The 14,496-nt window shown below is 60.5% G+C and carries 13 protein-coding genes; 7 read left to right on the forward strand and 6 right to left on the reverse strand.

The features are described from left to right. The first annotated feature begins 32 nt into the window (after positions 1–32). Genes gatC through gatB form a run of 4 tightly spaced genes read left to right on the forward strand, consistent with a single transcriptional unit; the run spans position 33 to position 3,770 of the window. On the forward strand, positions 33–332 hold the full coding sequence (gene gatC, locus DX908_RS10875) for an Asp-tRNA(Asn)/Glu-tRNA(Gln) amidotransferase subunit GatC (RefSeq protein WP_116392359.1): 300 nt from the start codon (positions 33–35) through the stop codon (positions 330–332). After that, positions 329–1,804 (forward strand): Asp-tRNA(Asn)/Glu-tRNA(Gln) amidotransferase subunit GatA, encoded by a 1,476-nt coding sequence (gene gatA / locus DX908_RS10880; protein WP_116392360.1) that lies wholly within the window; start codon positions 329–331, stop codon positions 1,802–1,804. The genes gatC and gatA overlap by 4 nt, the downstream gene beginning before the upstream one ends. Positions 1,805–1,814: 10 nt before the next feature. After that, entirely contained in the window at positions 1,815–2,252 is a 438-nt protein-coding gene (locus tag DX908_RS10885; protein WP_116392361.1) for a VOC family protein, read from the forward strand. A 21-nt stretch (positions 2,253–2,273) separates the two neighbouring features. After that, on the forward strand, positions 2,274–3,770 hold the full coding sequence (gatB, locus tag DX908_RS10890) for an Asp-tRNA(Asn)/Glu-tRNA(Gln) amidotransferase subunit GatB (RefSeq protein WP_116392362.1): 1,497 nt from the start codon (positions 2,274–2,276) through the stop codon (positions 3,768–3,770). 33 nt (positions 3,771–3,803) lie between these two features. Here the strand turns inward: gatB and rlmJ are convergent, their stop codons facing one another. The 5 genes from rlmJ to DX908_RS10915 form a co-directional block, all read right to left on the reverse strand. Then, positions 3,804–4,529 carry a 23S rRNA (adenine(2030)-N(6))-methyltransferase RlmJ gene (rlmJ, locus tag DX908_RS10895; RefSeq protein WP_199564682.1) on the reverse strand — a complete coding sequence of 242 codons (726 nt, stop codon included), beginning with the start codon at positions 4,527–4,529 and terminating at the stop codon, positions 3,804–3,806. 44 nt (positions 4,530–4,573) lie between these two features. Next, positions 4,574–5,386, reverse strand: a complete 813-nt coding sequence (gene rsmA, locus DX908_RS10900) for a 16S rRNA (adenine(1518)-N(6)/adenine(1519)-N(6))-dimethyltransferase RsmA (RefSeq protein WP_116392364.1) — start codon at positions 5,384–5,386, stop codon at positions 4,574–4,576. Then, positions 5,379–6,461, reverse strand: coding sequence for a 4-hydroxythreonine-4-phosphate dehydrogenase PdxA (gene pdxA, locus DX908_RS10905; protein WP_233508677.1), 1,083 nt, complete (start codon positions 6,459–6,461; stop codon positions 5,379–5,381). Before pdxA ends, rsmA begins: the two co-directional genes overlap by 8 nt. A gap of 3 nt (positions 6,462–6,464) precedes the next feature. Then, positions 6,465–7,739 (reverse strand): peptidylprolyl isomerase, encoded by a 1,275-nt coding sequence (locus DX908_RS10910; RefSeq protein ID WP_116392366.1) that lies wholly within the window; start codon positions 7,737–7,739, stop codon positions 6,465–6,467. A 112-nt stretch (positions 7,740–7,851) separates the two neighbouring features. Beyond that, the gene (locus tag DX908_RS10915; protein ID WP_147303776.1) at positions 7,852–8,400 is read right to left on the reverse strand and encodes a DsbE family thiol:disulfide interchange protein; all 549 of its coding nucleotides are present in this window, start codon (positions 8,398–8,400) and stop codon (positions 7,852–7,854) included. Positions 8,401–8,558: 158 nt separating this feature from the next. Here DX908_RS10915 and DX908_RS10920 point away from each other — a divergent pair, with 158 nt between their 5' ends. Genes DX908_RS10920 through metH form a run of 3 tightly spaced genes read left to right on the forward strand, consistent with a single transcriptional unit; the run spans position 8,559 to position 13,052 of the window. After that, positions 8,559–9,548 carry an ArsR/SmtB family transcription factor gene (locus DX908_RS10920; protein WP_199564683.1) on the forward strand — a complete coding sequence of 330 codons (990 nt, stop codon included), beginning with the start codon at positions 8,559–8,561 and terminating at the stop codon, positions 9,546–9,548. After that, positions 9,535–10,401: a methylenetetrahydrofolate reductase [NAD(P)H] gene (metF, locus tag DX908_RS10925; RefSeq protein WP_116392369.1), complete on the forward strand. Its 867-nt coding sequence runs from the start codon at positions 9,535–9,537 to the stop codon at positions 10,399–10,401. The genes DX908_RS10920 and metF overlap by 14 nt, the downstream gene beginning before the upstream one ends. Beyond that, positions 10,398–13,052, forward strand: coding sequence for a methionine synthase (gene metH / locus DX908_RS10930; RefSeq protein ID WP_369122904.1), 2,655 nt, complete (start codon positions 10,398–10,400; stop codon positions 13,050–13,052). Before metF ends, metH begins: the two co-directional genes overlap by 4 nt. On the opposite strand, the gene DX908_RS10935 is transcribed toward metH, so the two are convergent. Then, complete coding sequence (locus tag DX908_RS10935) at positions 13,037–14,452, reverse strand: MATE family efflux transporter (protein ID WP_158548687.1); 1,416 nt, start codon at positions 14,450–14,452, stop codon at positions 13,037–13,039. The two genes, metH and DX908_RS10935, sit on opposite strands and share 16 nt — an antisense overlap. Between the last annotated feature and the right edge of the window lie 44 nt (positions 14,453–14,496).

Raw genomic sequence — 14,496 nt, forward strand, 5'->3', positions numbered from 1 at the left:
GCTCTTCACCTCGAAGGAGTTGCTTCGCCCCAATGAGCATTGACCGGGATACCGTCTTGAAAGTCGCCAATCTCGCGCGCATTCGCCTTGCCGATGACCGCGTCGAGCCGATGACAAAGGAATTGTCCTCGATCCTCGACTGGATCGAGCAGTTGCAGGAAGTCGATGTCGACGGCGTTGAGGCCATGGCCTCCACCGTCGAGGTTTCGCTGCCGATGCGTGAGGATGTGCTTGCCGAAGACCAGACCGGCGGCGGACGCCCCGAGGAAGTCGTCGCAAATGCGCCGAAGACGGAAGATCACTTCTTTGTCGTGCCGAAGGTGGTGGAATGAGCAAGCTGACTGACCTCACCCTTGCGGGCCTGCGTGACGGGCTCGGCAAGAAGGAATTCTCTGCTCGCGAAGTGACCGACGCCTATCTTGAGCGTGCCGGGCAGGCAGGGCCCCTCAACGCCTTTGTGCGCATCACGGATGATATTGCCCGCAAGCAGGCCGAAGATTCAGACGCCCGTATCGCGCGCGGCGATGCTCGCCCGCTCGAAGGCATTCCCTTGGGCATCAAGGATCTTTTCTGCACCAAGGGTGTGACGACGCAGGCCGGCAGCCACATTCTTGATGGCTTCACGCCGACCTATGAGAGCACGGTTTCGCAGAACCTTTTCGACGATGGCGCGGTGATGCTGGGCAAGCTGAACCTTGATGAATTCGCCATGGGCTCCTCGAATGAGACGAGCTATTTCGGGCCTGTCGTGAACCCGTGGCGGCGCGAAGGCGATGAAGCCAAGCTGACCCCCGGCGGCTCGTCGGGCGGTTCTTCCGCGGCCGTTTCTGCGCGTCTTTGCGCTGGCGCGACCGCGACCGATACGGGCGGCTCGATCCGTCAGCCTGCGTCTGTCACGGGTACGGTCGGCATCAAGCCGACCTATGGCCGTTGTTCTCGCTGGGGCATTGTGGCATTCGCCTCCTCGCTCGATCAGGCGGGGCCGATCACCCGCGATGTGCGCGATGCCGCGATCATGCTCAAATCCATGGCCGGACACGACGCCAAGGATTCCACCTCGATTGACTGTCCGGTCCCGGATTATGAGGCTGTGCTCGATCAGGGTGTCAAAGGCCTGAAAATCGGTGTGCCGAAGGAATACCGCATTGACGGGATGCCGGTGGAGATCGAAGCCCTGTGGCAGCAGGGGATCGAGTGGCTGAAAGATGCGGGCGCGGAGATCGTCGATGTCTCCCTGCCGATGACCAAATACGCCTTGCCGGTCTATTATATCGTGGCGCCCGCCGAGGCGTCCTCGAACCTTGCGCGCTATGACGGTGTCAAATACGGCCTGCGCGTCGAGGACGACAACATCCACGAGATGTATTCAAAGACCCGGGCCGCAGGCTTCGGTGCCGAAGTCCAGCGACGCATCCTGATCGGCACCTATGTGCTCTCGGCAGGCTATTATGATGCTTATTATATCCGGGCACAGAAGGTCAGAAAGAAGATCTTTGACGAGATGATGGGCGTTCTGAACGGCGTTGATCTCTTGCTCACGCCCTCCACGCCGTCGGCGGCATTTGGACTTGGTGAGAAAACTGCTGATCCGATTTCGATGTATCTCAACGACATCTTCACCGTGACGGCAAACCTTGCCGGCCTGCCGGGGATTTCGGTGCCCGCAGGGCTCGACGCCCAACAATTGCCGCTGGGGCTGCAGCTCATCGGCCGGCCGTTTGATGAGGAAACCGTCTTCCGCGGCGCAAAAGCGCTCGAGGATGCGGCGGGCTTTACCGCCCGTCCGGGCGAATGGTGGAGTTAAGGAGGAGCCGATGCGTTACCTTCACACGATGATCCGTGTCTCCGATCTCGATGCGACGATCGGGTTCTTCAATCTTCTCGGGCTGGAGGAATTCAGCCGTATGGAGAGCGAGAAAGGCCGCTTCACGCTGGTGTTTCTTGTCGCGCCCGAAGACCGGGAGCTGGCCAAGGAAAACAAGGCGCCGCTGGTCGAACTCACCTATAATTGGGATCCGGAAGAATATGCGGGCGGCCGGAATTTCGGCCACCTCGCCTACCGGGTTGAGAATATCTATGACACCTGCCAGCGGCTGGCCGATGCAGGCGTGACGATCAACCGTCCGCCCCGGGACGGTCATATGGCCTTCGTGAAGACGCCCGACGGTATTTCCATCGAGCTCCTGCAGGAAGGCGACAACCTGCCGCCCGCTGAGCCCTGGGCGACGATGGAAAACACCGGCAGCTGGTAAAGATTACGAGAAAGAACGAACATGTCCGAACCCCGTAAAGTTCTGCAAGGCGAAACCGGCGACTGGGAAGTCGTGATCGGCCTTGAGGTGCATGCGCAGGTCTCGTCCAAGGCCAAGCTGTTCTCCGGCTCGTCCGCAGAATATGGCGCCGGGCCGAATGAGAATGTCAGCCTCGTCGATGCGGCCATGCCCGGCATGCTGCCCGTCATCAACCGGTTCTGCGTCGAACAGGCGGTGAAGACCGGCCTTGGCCTCAATGCGAAGATCAACAAATGGTCGCGCTTTGACCGCAAGAACTATTTCTACCCGGATCTTCCGCAGGGCTATCAGATCTCACAATATAAAGACCCTGTCGTCGGCGAAGGCGAGATCGAGGTCGAGCTTTCCGATGGGGAGACCATCATTGTCGGGATCGAACGGCTCCACCTTGAGCAAGATGCCGGCAAGTCGATCCACGACCTTGCGCCGCGCGAAAGCTATGTTGACCTCAACCGCTCCGGCGTTGCGCTGATGGAAATCGTCTCCAAGCCGCATATGCGGACGGCGGAGGAGGGCGCGGCCTATTTCTCCAAGCTGCGGACCATCGTGCGCTATCTTGGCACCTGTGACGGCAATATGGAGCAGGGCTCCATGCGGGCGGACGTCAACGTCTCGGTCTGCCGCGCGGGCAGCTATGAGAAATTCATGGAGACCGGCGACTTCAGTCACCTCGGCACACGGACGGAAACCAAGAACGTCAACTCCATCCGCTATGTCCGTCAGGTCATCGATTATGAAGCGCGCCGCCAGATCGAGGTGCTCGAGGCCGGCGGCGAGATTGATCAGGAAACACGGCTCTTTGACGTGAAGACGGGCGAGACCCGGACCATGCGTTCCAAAGAGGATGCGCATGACTACCGCTATTTCCCTGATCCCGACCTGCTGCCGCTCGAGCTTGACGATGCGATGATCGAGGAGATCAAGGCGTCCCTGCCCGAGTTGCCCGATCAGAAAAAGCACCGCTTCATCAATGATTATGGCCTCTCGCCTTACGATGCGGCGGTGCTGGCCGCGGATCGTGAGAAGGCGGAGTATTTTGAGGACGTCGCCAAGGGGCGAGATGGCAAGCTCGCCGCCAACTGGGTGACAACGGAACTCTTCGGGGTGCTGAACAAGGAAGGGCTTGAAATTTCACAGAGCCCGGTCAGCGCGGCACAGCTTAACGAGATGCTGGGCTTGATCGAGGACAACACCATCTCCGGCAAGATCGCCAAGCAGGTCTTCGAGATCATGTTCGAAGAAGGCGGCAATCCGGGTGAGATCGTCGAGAAGCGCGGCCTTAAACAGGTGACCGATACGGGCGCAATCGAAGCCGCCGTCGATGCCGTGATTGCGGCGAACCCGGATCAGGTTGCGAAGGTCAAAGACAAGCCCAAGACCCTCGGCTGGTTTGTCGGTCAGGTGATGAAAGAAACTGGCGGCAAGGCGAACCCGCAGGCCGTCAACGAGATCCTGAAAGCAAAGCTCGGGGTGGAGTAATCTTCTCTTCCCCCGCATTGCGGGGGAAGTGCCTTATTTTTTCAGTATGATTCCCGCCTGCGTCAGCGCGGCCTCGAAACAGGCCTCGCTGCCAAAAGGCGGGTTCACGAGGATGAGGCCGGAGCCGAGCATCCCTTTGCCTTCTTTGTAATGGAAGCGGACCTCGTGCCGAACTGAAGAGAGAGGTGCGAGCGTCTCGATCATGCCTTCATGCCGACCGGCGGCTAGGATCGGATACCAGATCAGGATTGAGGCTTCGGGCCATTTCTTCGTCAGCTTGGGGACAAAATCTGCAACCTGATCATATTCGGTTTTCACTTCATAGGAAGGGTCGATCAGGACCAGCCCCTTGCGCGGGGTGGGCGGCGCGATGGCGAGGACGCCCTCATAGCCGTCGCGCTGGTGAATCTCCGCTATCGTCCCTTTCATATTGTGTTTGAGGGCGGGGCCTTCCGCGGGATGCAGCTCCATCAGAAGCTGGCGGTCCTGCGGGCGCAGGAAATGGCTCGCGATCAGCGGGGAGCCGGGATACGCAGTCTCGCCATGCCGCGCGCGGATCGCACGGATAGCCGCGCCATAGGGCGTGTCCAGATCAAGAGACAGCTTGCCTACGCCATCGGCGGCCTCGCCGGTCTTTTGCGCCTCGGCGGAGGTGAGGTCATAGAGCCCGCGGCCCGAATGGGTCTCCATCACCGTGATGCCGCGGTCCTTTTTCGTCAGCAAAGAGAGGAGTTCGGCAAAGACAATGTGTTTGTGCAAATCCGCCGGGTTTCCGGCGTGAAAGGCGTGCTGGTAGGAGAGCATCAGGCGCGTGCCGCCAGAGAAAGGAACTGATCCACCGAGAGGGTTTCGGCGCGGGCGGTTTCCGCAATGCCGAGGTCCTCAAGCACCTCGCCGAGCCGCTCGCCAAAGACAGGTTTCAGGGTCGAGCGCAGCATCTTGCGGCGCTGGCCGAAGGCGGCGGCGGTCACTTTCTCTAAGGACCGGACCAGCGCCGGGTCGATCTCGCATGTCTCAAAGACGAGGACAGATGAATCAACTTTCGGCGGCGGCGTGAAAGCGCGGGCGGGCAGATGAAAGCCGAGCCGGGGGCGGCTCGCTGCCTGCGCGATCACCGACAGGCGGCCATAGGTTTTCGAGCCCGGCGCAGCGAGGATGCGGTCCCCGACCTCGCGCTGGAACATCAGCACCATGCGCGTCCACCAGCGCGGTGAGGCAGTCAACCACTTCACCAGAAGCTCCGTAGAGATATTATAAGGCAGGTTCGACGCAATGATGCTGCCCATGGGCGCGATTTCGGTCTCGTCATAGGCGAGGGCATCGGTCTCGATGGTGGTGAGCTGGCCCGGATGGGCGGCGCCCAGCTCTTCCATGACCGGGATCACCCTTGCGTCACGCTCAACCGCGATGACAGCGGCGCCTGTTTCGAGCAACGCGCGGGTCAGCCCGCCAGGGCCGGGGCCGACCTCCAGCACGGTATCGTCCGCACCCGCTTCTGTGAGCCCCGCGATCTTCCGTGTGAGGTTGAGATCGAGCAGGAAGTGCTGGCCCAGCCCTTTCTTTGCGGCAAGGCCATGCGCGGCAATCGTCTCTTTGAGGGGCGGAAGGTCAGCCATTCGTCTGATGCTGGAACGCGTTGCGCGCCATGACCATCCGGTCGGCGGAATAAATCGCATTGATCAGGCTGTCGGGCCGGGCGTGGCCTTTTCCGGCGATGTCGAGCCCCGTGCCGTGATCGGGCGAGGTGCGAACAATCGGCAGGCCGAGGGTCGTGTTGACAGCGGCATAGAAGGCCGCGGTCTTCATCGGGATCAGTGCCTGATCGTGGTACATGCAGAGCGCGGCGGAATATTTCGTCCGCGCCTCCTCATGAAACATGGTGTCGGCGGGGAAGGGGCCGATCGCGTCAATGCCGCGTTCGCGAAGCATGCTGATGGCGGGCAGAATGGTCTCCTGCTCTTCCTTGCCAAGCTTGCCGCCTTCGCCCGCATGGGGGTTGAGGCCTGCGACCGCGATGCGCGGGTTGGGGATGCCGTAATCACGGACCAGCGCCTGCGCGAGGATGAGGCCTGTACGGAAAATCCGTTCCTTGGTGATCAGCGCAGGGACTTCGGCGAGCGAGACATGCACGGTCATCGGCACGACACGAAACGGCCCGGCGGTAAGGATCATCACCGCGCCACGCTCGACGCCTTTGGGCATGTCGGTCTTGGCGGTCAGTTTCTCGAGATATTCGGTGTGCCCCGGATGGGCGAACCCTGCATCGGCTAGGGCTTCTTTCTGGATCGGCAGGGTGACGAGCCCGCCCCCCGCCCCTTCGCTGATAAGTTCGACGGCGCGGTCGATACTGGCGACCACTGCCGGCGCGGAGGCTGGCAACGCTTTGCCAAACTCGCAGTCTTTCAGGAGCCCAAGCGTATCTTCGGGAAGCGCCATGACGGGCAGGGCAGAGGGGAACAGCTCTTGCGCGCGCGACGGGTCGCTCAAGGTCGCAATCGGGATATCGGCATTGAAGGCGCGGGCAACGCGCTCGACCCGCATGGGGTCATCGATCAGGAAAAAGGTAGGCCCCTGACCGGGCGGCATTTCGGAGAAATGCTTCCACGCCTTGAGCAGGATCTCGGTGCCCACCCCGCCTGGTTCGCCCATGGAGACGGCGAGGGGAAGGCGATCCTCCGTGTCCGTCGTCAAACCTTAGCTGCCTGACTCATCGTCTTGCTGGGAAAGCCGCATCTCGACGGCGCTGTCCCGCTCGACATCGCGCAGGTAACGGCGCGAGAGCAGCTCGAGCTCTTCGGCGCGAAGCTGGTTCTCGACTGCGGCACGTGGCGGCAGACCATAGCCTGCGTCCCGCTCACACATCAGGATGCGGTGATAGGCGCCTTCGCTTTCGATGATGTCTGAGACTTTGCCCTCTTCAAGATTGGCAAGGACATCATGAAAGACGGATTCGTAATCGCTTTCGCGCAGCATCGGCAGGGCGGTGACACCGATCCCGGAACCCAGATCGATGCTCAACTCATCGCCATTGCAGGCATTGGTGCGCGCAAGGTTCGCCATGCCCTTTTCGACTTCAGCGCGGTCCATCGTGGCCGGCGCGCCCGCATAGGCGACCATGTAGCCCGGCTCACCGGCTTGTGTGGCTGGACGGTGCTGGCGCACGGCAATCATTTTCAGCATGCCGGTCTGCGGGATCGGCCGCGAGATATTGCCTTCGCCAAGACGGGTGACAACAGCGGCAAGGTCGGGGTCCAGATCATTTGCAACGACCCAGCCAATGTCACCGCCGCGAGCGGCAGAGGGGCAGGCGGAATATTGCTGGGCCAGCGCGCGGAAAGGGGCCCCGCGGCGCATCTGCTCGATCATCTGCATGCCGATATTATACATCTGCTCCTGCTCTGACGCCTGAGAGACAGGCAGGCAGATTTCGGAGATGAGATATTGGTCCGCCGTTACGGTGGCGAGGAGATCCTCCATCGTGCTCTCGACTTCGTCGTCGGTGACGGAGACACGGCTGCCGAACCGTCCGCGCACGAGCTGTTCCCAGGCGAGGTCCGCGCGGATGCGTTCCGCCAGCGTGCTGACGTCGACGCCTTGTGAGCTGAGGTCGCGGGTCAGATCCTCGATCGTGCCGCCGCCTTGTGCTGCCATGTTGGCGAGCTCTTCCTGCACAGCCTCATCCGGAATTTGCAGATCCCAGCGCTCGGCTTCCTGCAGTTTCAGGCGCTCTTCGACGAGTTCGCGAAGGGCTTGTTGCTGGAATTGCGGAATGGCCTCGGGGGGCAGTTCGGGAATGCCTTGCGTGACCATCATCAGCCGCATGCGCTGGCGGATGTCGAAGGTCGAAATCGGATCATCATTGACGACCGCTGCCACACGCTCGCCGACCGGCTGTGCGGCGGCCTGGGCCATCCCGCAAATCCCCGCCAGGACGGCGGCGCATACGCATCCAACTAACCTCATGGACATATCCTGATCTGCCTGCGGCGGTGGAGTTCCGCCCTGTTTCTTTTCGGCCTTCTACCGGACCTTTTCCCCAAGCGAAACGGGCTGGCCGTGAAAAGCCGTTAAAACCTGCGGGTTAACTTTCTGGCCTGTCTCTTTTCTGGAGCTCCAGCACCATCGGGCGCAGGGTTTTCTCCCAGAAATCAGGGGTCAGGGGGCCGGCATGGCGATATCGGATACGCCCTTCCTGATCGATCAGAAATGTCTCGGGCGCCGCGGTGACACCGAACTGGATGATATTCCGCCCCGCCGCGTCATTGCCGACCTTGTCATAGGGGTTGCCCCATTGGGCCAGCCAGTCCGCGCCGCGTTCGGGCGTATCGATCCAGTTGATGCCGTAAAGCGGGACTTCATCTTCGGCGCCGATCTGCATGAGCAGGCTGTGCTCCAACCGGCAGGACGGGCACCAGGAGCCGAAAATGTTGACCAGTGTGACCTGGCCTTTGAGCTCTTCAGTCGTAAAGGCATTACCGAGCCCCGGCATATCCGCCAGCTCTAGATCAGGCGCGGGCTTGTCGATCAGTACAGAGGGCAGATTCTGCTGGTCAAGGCTGAGCCCGCGAACGGCGAACAGGGCCACGATGACAAACAGGCCGAGCGGGATGATAAGGAGAAGGCGCTTCATGGGCGCCTTTCTGCCGTGCAGGCCGAGGGCTGGCAATGCGTCATCGCGGCGAAAGTGATTGACCACATAAAGATTTCTTTATATCCATTCTCGCATAAAGATTTCTTTATATGCGGTCGGTTTCATCTGCGCATTCATCTGGAAGGACAGCCAGTTCCGTGACCGGTTTTGACCATATCCTCGGCCAGCTCCGCGCAGCGGGAGAACAGACGCGGCTGCGTATCCTTCTGCTTCTGCGCGAGAGTGAGCTGACGGTCACCGAGCTCACCGAGATTCTGGACCAGAGCCAGCCGCGAGTCAGCCGGCATTTAAAGGTGCTGGCCGATTCAGGGCTCGTCGAACGTTTTCATGAAGGCGCGTGGGTTTTCTACCGGCTGGCCGCGCCGCTGACGCTTGGGCCGCTCGCCGATCTGCTGGCGGAAGGCGATACCGAAGCTCTGCCCGAAGACATGACGGCATTTGCGCGCATCCGTGAACGGCGCGCCAAACAGGCGGCGGATTATTTCGCCGCGCAGGCCTCCCATTGGGAAGCCCTCCGTGCCCTTCATATCGCAGATGAGAAGGTGGAAGAGGCGCTGCTCGAGCTGTCCGGCGGGCCGGGGGAGACCTTCCTCGATCTTGGCACCGGCACGGGCCGGATGCTGATGCTGTTTGCGGATCATTATGAGCAGGGCATCGGCTATGACCTCTCGCCCGAAATGCTGGCGATTGCCCGCTCGCGCGTGATGGAGGCGGGACTTGCCCACGCGCAGGTGCGGCGCGGCGATTTCATGGAAGATCCTTTGCAGGACGGCGCGGATATTATCTGCCTGCATCATGTCCTGCACTACCTCACCGCGCCGGAGCAGGCGATCAAGGCGGCAGCAGAAGCCGTGACGCCGACGGGCCGCATCCTGATCGCTGATTTTGCACCGCATACCCATGAAGACCTGCGCGAGACACATGCGCATCGCCGCCTGGGGTTTGAGGACAGCGAAATCGAAGGCTGGGCCCGGAGAAATGGGCTTCATCTGATCGGCGACCGGCGGTTGGAGCCGCCTCGCGAAGGTGGTCTTGTCACCCGCGTCTGGTGCCTGTCACCGCAAAAATCCTCGCAACCTTTTGCTTCCTCACATTCCACCCATCAGGTGCCGCATGCCGCCAGTTAAAGTCAGTTTTGAATTCTTTCCGCCGAAGACGGATAAAATGGGGGAGACCCTCTGGACCTCTGTTGGCAAGCTGGCGCCGTTGAAGCCGACATTCGTCTCCGTGACTTATGGTGCGGGCGGCTCGACTCGGGAGCGAACGCACAAGACAGTTGAGCGGATTGTGTCGGAGACGGAGCTTTCCGTTGCCGCTCACCTCACCACGGTTGAAGCCACAAAAGACACGGTCGATGATGTTTTGCGCGACTATTGGGCGGTGGGTGTCCGGCATATCGTGGCGCTGCGCGGTGATCCGCCCGCCGGTGTGGGCGAGACATATGTGCCGACACCGGGCGGCTATGCGAATGCGGCGGAGCTGACGGTGGGCGCAAAAGGCATCGCCGATTTTGAGATTTCCGTTGGCTGCTACCCCGAAAAGCACCCTGAAAGTGCATCCGTCGAGGCGGATATCGATTATCTGAAAGCCAAGGTCGATGCCGGGGCGACGCGGGCGATCACCCAGTTCTTCTATGACAATGATGTCTACGAACGATATGTCGAGCGGGTCCGCAAGGCGGGCATCGACATTCCGATCGTGCCCGGCATCATGCCGATTTCGAATTTTAAATCACTCTGCCGGATGTCGTCCCTGTGCGGGGCGAGCCTGCCGAAACGTCTGCATGCGCTGTTCGATGATCTCGATGATGACCCGGCCCAGCGCCAGTTGGTCGCCGCGACGATTGCTGCTGAGCAATGCGTTGACCTGCAGAAACGCGGTATCGACCAGTTTCATTTCTACACGCTCAACCGCGCGGAGCTGACGCTCGCCACCTGCCGGATGATGGGCCTGACGCCTGCCGTTACCGAGGCGGCGTGATGTCAGAAGCGAAGATGGTCCCGACCTTCGTCAATATCGGCGAACGGACGAATGTCACGGGCTCCGCGAAATTCCGGAAGCTGATCAAGGCTGGTGACTATGCCACCGCCGTCGATGTCGCGCGCCAGCAGGTCGAAAACGGCGCGCAGGTGATCGACGTCAATATGGACGAAGGCATGCTCGACGGTGCCGAGGCCATGGTGACCTTCCTGCGGCTGATTGCCTCCGAGCCTGATATCGCCCGCGTGCCGGTGATGATCGACAGCTCCAAATGGGAAGTGATCGAGGCGGGCCTCAAACAGGTACAGGGCAAGGCCATCGTCAATTCGATCTCGCTTAAAGAAGGCGAAGACGCCTTCCTGTATCATGCCGGGCTTTGCCGCCGCTATGGCGCGGCGGTCGTGGTCATGGCGTTTGATGAGGATGGGCAGGCCGATGCGGCGGACCGCAAGATTGAAATCTGTACACGCAGTTATAACCTCCTTGTCGAGAACGGCTTTCCGCCCGAGGACATCATCTTTGATCCTAATATTTTTGCGGTGGCGACGGGGATTGAGGAACACAATAATTACGCCAATGATTTCATCAACGCGACGCAGGCCATCAAGGAAACCCTGCCCGGCGCGCGGGTGTCGGGCGGCGTCTCGAATATCTCCTTCTCTTTTCGCGGCAATGATGCCGTGCGCGAGGCGATGCATTCGGTCTTTCTCTATCATGCCATCCGTGCCGGGATGGATATGGGGATCGTCAATGCTGGTCAGCTTGCGATCTATGATGATATCCCGGCGGAGCTGCGCGATCCGGTTGAGGACGTGATCCTCAACCGCCGTGACGATGCGACTGAGCGCCTGCTGGAGGTTGCCGAACGCTATCGCGGACAGGGCGCCAAAGCGCGTGAGGAGGATCTGACCTGGCGCGAGGCGCCAGTCGAAGAACGCATCCGCCACGCCCTCGTCAAGGGTATTACGGCGTATATTGAAGAAGATACGGAAGAAGCCCGCATTGCACTCGGTCGTCCGCTTCATGTCATCGAAGGTCCGTTGATGGACGGCATGAATGTCGTCGGGGACCTCTTTGGTGACGGCAAGATGTTCCTGCCGCAGGTTGTCAAATCCGCCCGCGTCATGAAACAGGCGGTTGCCTATCTCACCCCCTTCATGGAGGAGGAGAAGCGCCTGTCGGGCGAGGATTCAGCACCCAAGGCCAATGGCAAAGTGCTGCTCGCGACGGTCAAGGGCGATGTCCATGATATCGGCAAGAACATTGTCGGCGTCGTTCTTCAGTGTAACAACTATGAAGTCATCGATATGGGCGTCATGGTGCCTGCCAATGACATTCTTGCCAAAGCGCGCGAGGAAAAAGTCGATGTCATCGGGCTCTCGGGCCTCATCACGCCGAGCCTGGATGAAATGGTCAATGTAGCAAGCGAGATGAAGCGGCTCAGTATGGACCAACCGCTGCTGATCGGTGGGGCGACGACCTCGATTGCGCATACGGCAGTGAAAATCGCCCCTAGCTATGACAAGGGCGTCGTCTATGTCACCGATGCAAGCCGGGCTGTCGGGGTCGTCAGTAATCTGATCTCCACCGAGCGCCGGACAGATTATTTGGCCGGGATCGCCGGTGAATATGATAATGTGCGCGAGAAATTCCTTGGCCGTCAGAAACAAGATGACCGCATCTCCATTGCTGATGCGCGTAAGACGCCTTTCTCGGATCATGCGGGCTGGACGCCGCCTGCGCCGAAACAGACGGGCCTGACCGAGATCAATGACCTGCCGCTCAAAGAGCTTGTCCCCTATATCGACTGGTCGCCGTTTTTCCAGAGCTGGGATCTGCACGGACGATTCCCGGCGATCCTTGAGGATGACAAGGTCGGCGAGGCGGCAACCAGCCTTTACAATGATGCGCAGGAAATGCTGGTGCAGCTCGTCGAAGAGGGGTGGTACACGGCGCACGGCGTTGTCGGGTTGTGGCCGGCCAATCGGCGCGGCGATGACATTGTTGTGTGGACGGATGAAACACGGAGCGAGGAGCGCGCAGTCTTTCATTCTCTCCGCCAGCAGATCAAAAAGCGTGAAGGCCAGCCCAATTACGCTCTGTCCGATTTCATCCTGCCCGAAGGCGAGGCGGACTGGATCGGCGGCTTTGCTGTCACCGCCGGGCATGGCGAGGACGAGATCGTCGCGCGCTTCAATAAGAAGAACGACAACTACAGCTCGATCATGGCCTCAGCCCTGGCTGACCGGCTGGCCGAAGCCTTCGCGGAATATCTGCATGAGAAAGTCCGGCGCGAGATCTGGGGCTATGCCGCAGATGAGACACTGACGCCGGAGGAGCTGATTGCGGAGGATTATCAGGGCATCCGCCCGGCGGCGGGATATCCAGCGCAACCGGACCATACGGAAAAGGAAGTCCTCTTCTCGCTTTTAGAGGCAGAAGAGAAATGCGGCATCTCACTGACTGAAAGCTATGCGATGCAGCCGGGCGCGGCGGTCTCGGGGCTCTATTTCGCGCATCCGAAATCGGTTTATTTTGGTACGGGGAAAATCAGCCGCGATCAGGTTGAAGATTATGCCGCCCGCAAAGGCTGGGAGCTCAGCCGCGCCGAGAAATGGCTGAGCCCCATCCTGTCCTACATCCCGGGTTGAGGCGGTGGCGTCCCTTCCTTCACGAAAACTCCGTAAGGCCGGCCGGTCTTACGCCATGTCAGGAACAGCGTGACGGATACCAGCACCGCCATTGACGCTTGCGCGATGGGACTGGCGATCCAGATGCCCCACTCCCCGATGATCCGTGGCAGGATGAGGGTGAGGGGGATCGTGAAAAGATAGACCTGCGACAGCCCGAACAGGGCCGCGCGCCCCGCATCGCCGAGCGCCTGAAAATAGCCTGCAAGGATCGTATTGCTCGCAAAAATCACGAACAGCATGACCATGATCGGCAGGATGCGTTCAACTTCGGCGATGACTGTCTCATCACCGACGAACATGCGCGCCAAGAGCCCTGCGCCGAGGATGAAGACCGCCTCGATCACAATCGCAAAACCGACGGCAAGACCGAGGGCGACGACAAGCGCCTGATTGGAACGATGATAGGCCCCGGCGCCATAATTGTTGCCGACAATCGCCTGCGCGGCGAGCGACAGGCCGAGGATCGGGAAGAAGGCAAAGGTCATGATCCGCTGGATGATACCGTAAGCGGCCACTGTCAGTGCGTACTCCTCGCCTGCAAAGGCTTGGATCGAATAAACGATGATCCCCGCCATCAGGCTGACGCCTAGGAAGTTGAGCGAACCCGGCAGGCCGAGCGCAAGGATGCGCCGCCAGCGATCCCAGTCGGGGAAGGGCGCGTGGGGCAGCGCGCGGATATCGGAGAAATGCCGCAAGCGGAGGATGACAATAATCGCAAAGGCCACACCCTGCGCCGCAATCGTGCCAAGGGCGGAGCCAAGCACGCCGAGGCCGAGAACAACGATAAGGACAAAGTTGAACCCGACATTGAGAAGGGTGATCCCGGCCGACAGCATGGTCATCAGGCCGATCTTTCCCTCCGACCGGAAGGTGTCATATTGCAGGGCCAGGATGAAATTCATCGGCGCCGCCAGATAGATCGGCGTGATATAGGTGCTCGCCATCGCCGCCAGATCCTCATTCCCGCCGGAGAGCAGGGTGAGAACACTCGTCCGGGTCAGGAGATAGAGGGCAAGGACCACAAGGCTGATGATCAGGCTGAGGCGCTGAGCCGACCCGAAAATCGAATTGGCGCGCTCAACATCATCGGCACCTAGCGCGCGGGCGATGAGGCTCGCCGACCCGCTGCCGACCAGCGAGGAAAGGGCGATCAACAGCATGAAGAGCGGGAAGGCCATGGTCACCGCCGAGAGGGCATCGGCGCCGACATAATGGCCGAGGAAAATGGCATCGACGATGTTGAGCAGACCATTGACCATCATCACCGCGATGATCGGCGCGGCGGATTTGAGGAATAGCTGGACAAGGCTTCCCTGCAGATAGGGGTTCTGGCGGCGGGGTGCGGCGGTCGCAGGCATCGGGGCAACTTTCATTTGGGCAGCCGACCCGGATAGGGCAACGA

It is taken from the genome of Parvularcula marina (assembly GCF_003399445.1).
In the GTDB taxonomy this organism is placed as follows: domain Bacteria; phylum Pseudomonadota; class Alphaproteobacteria; order Caulobacterales; family Parvularculaceae; genus Parvularcula; species Parvularcula marina.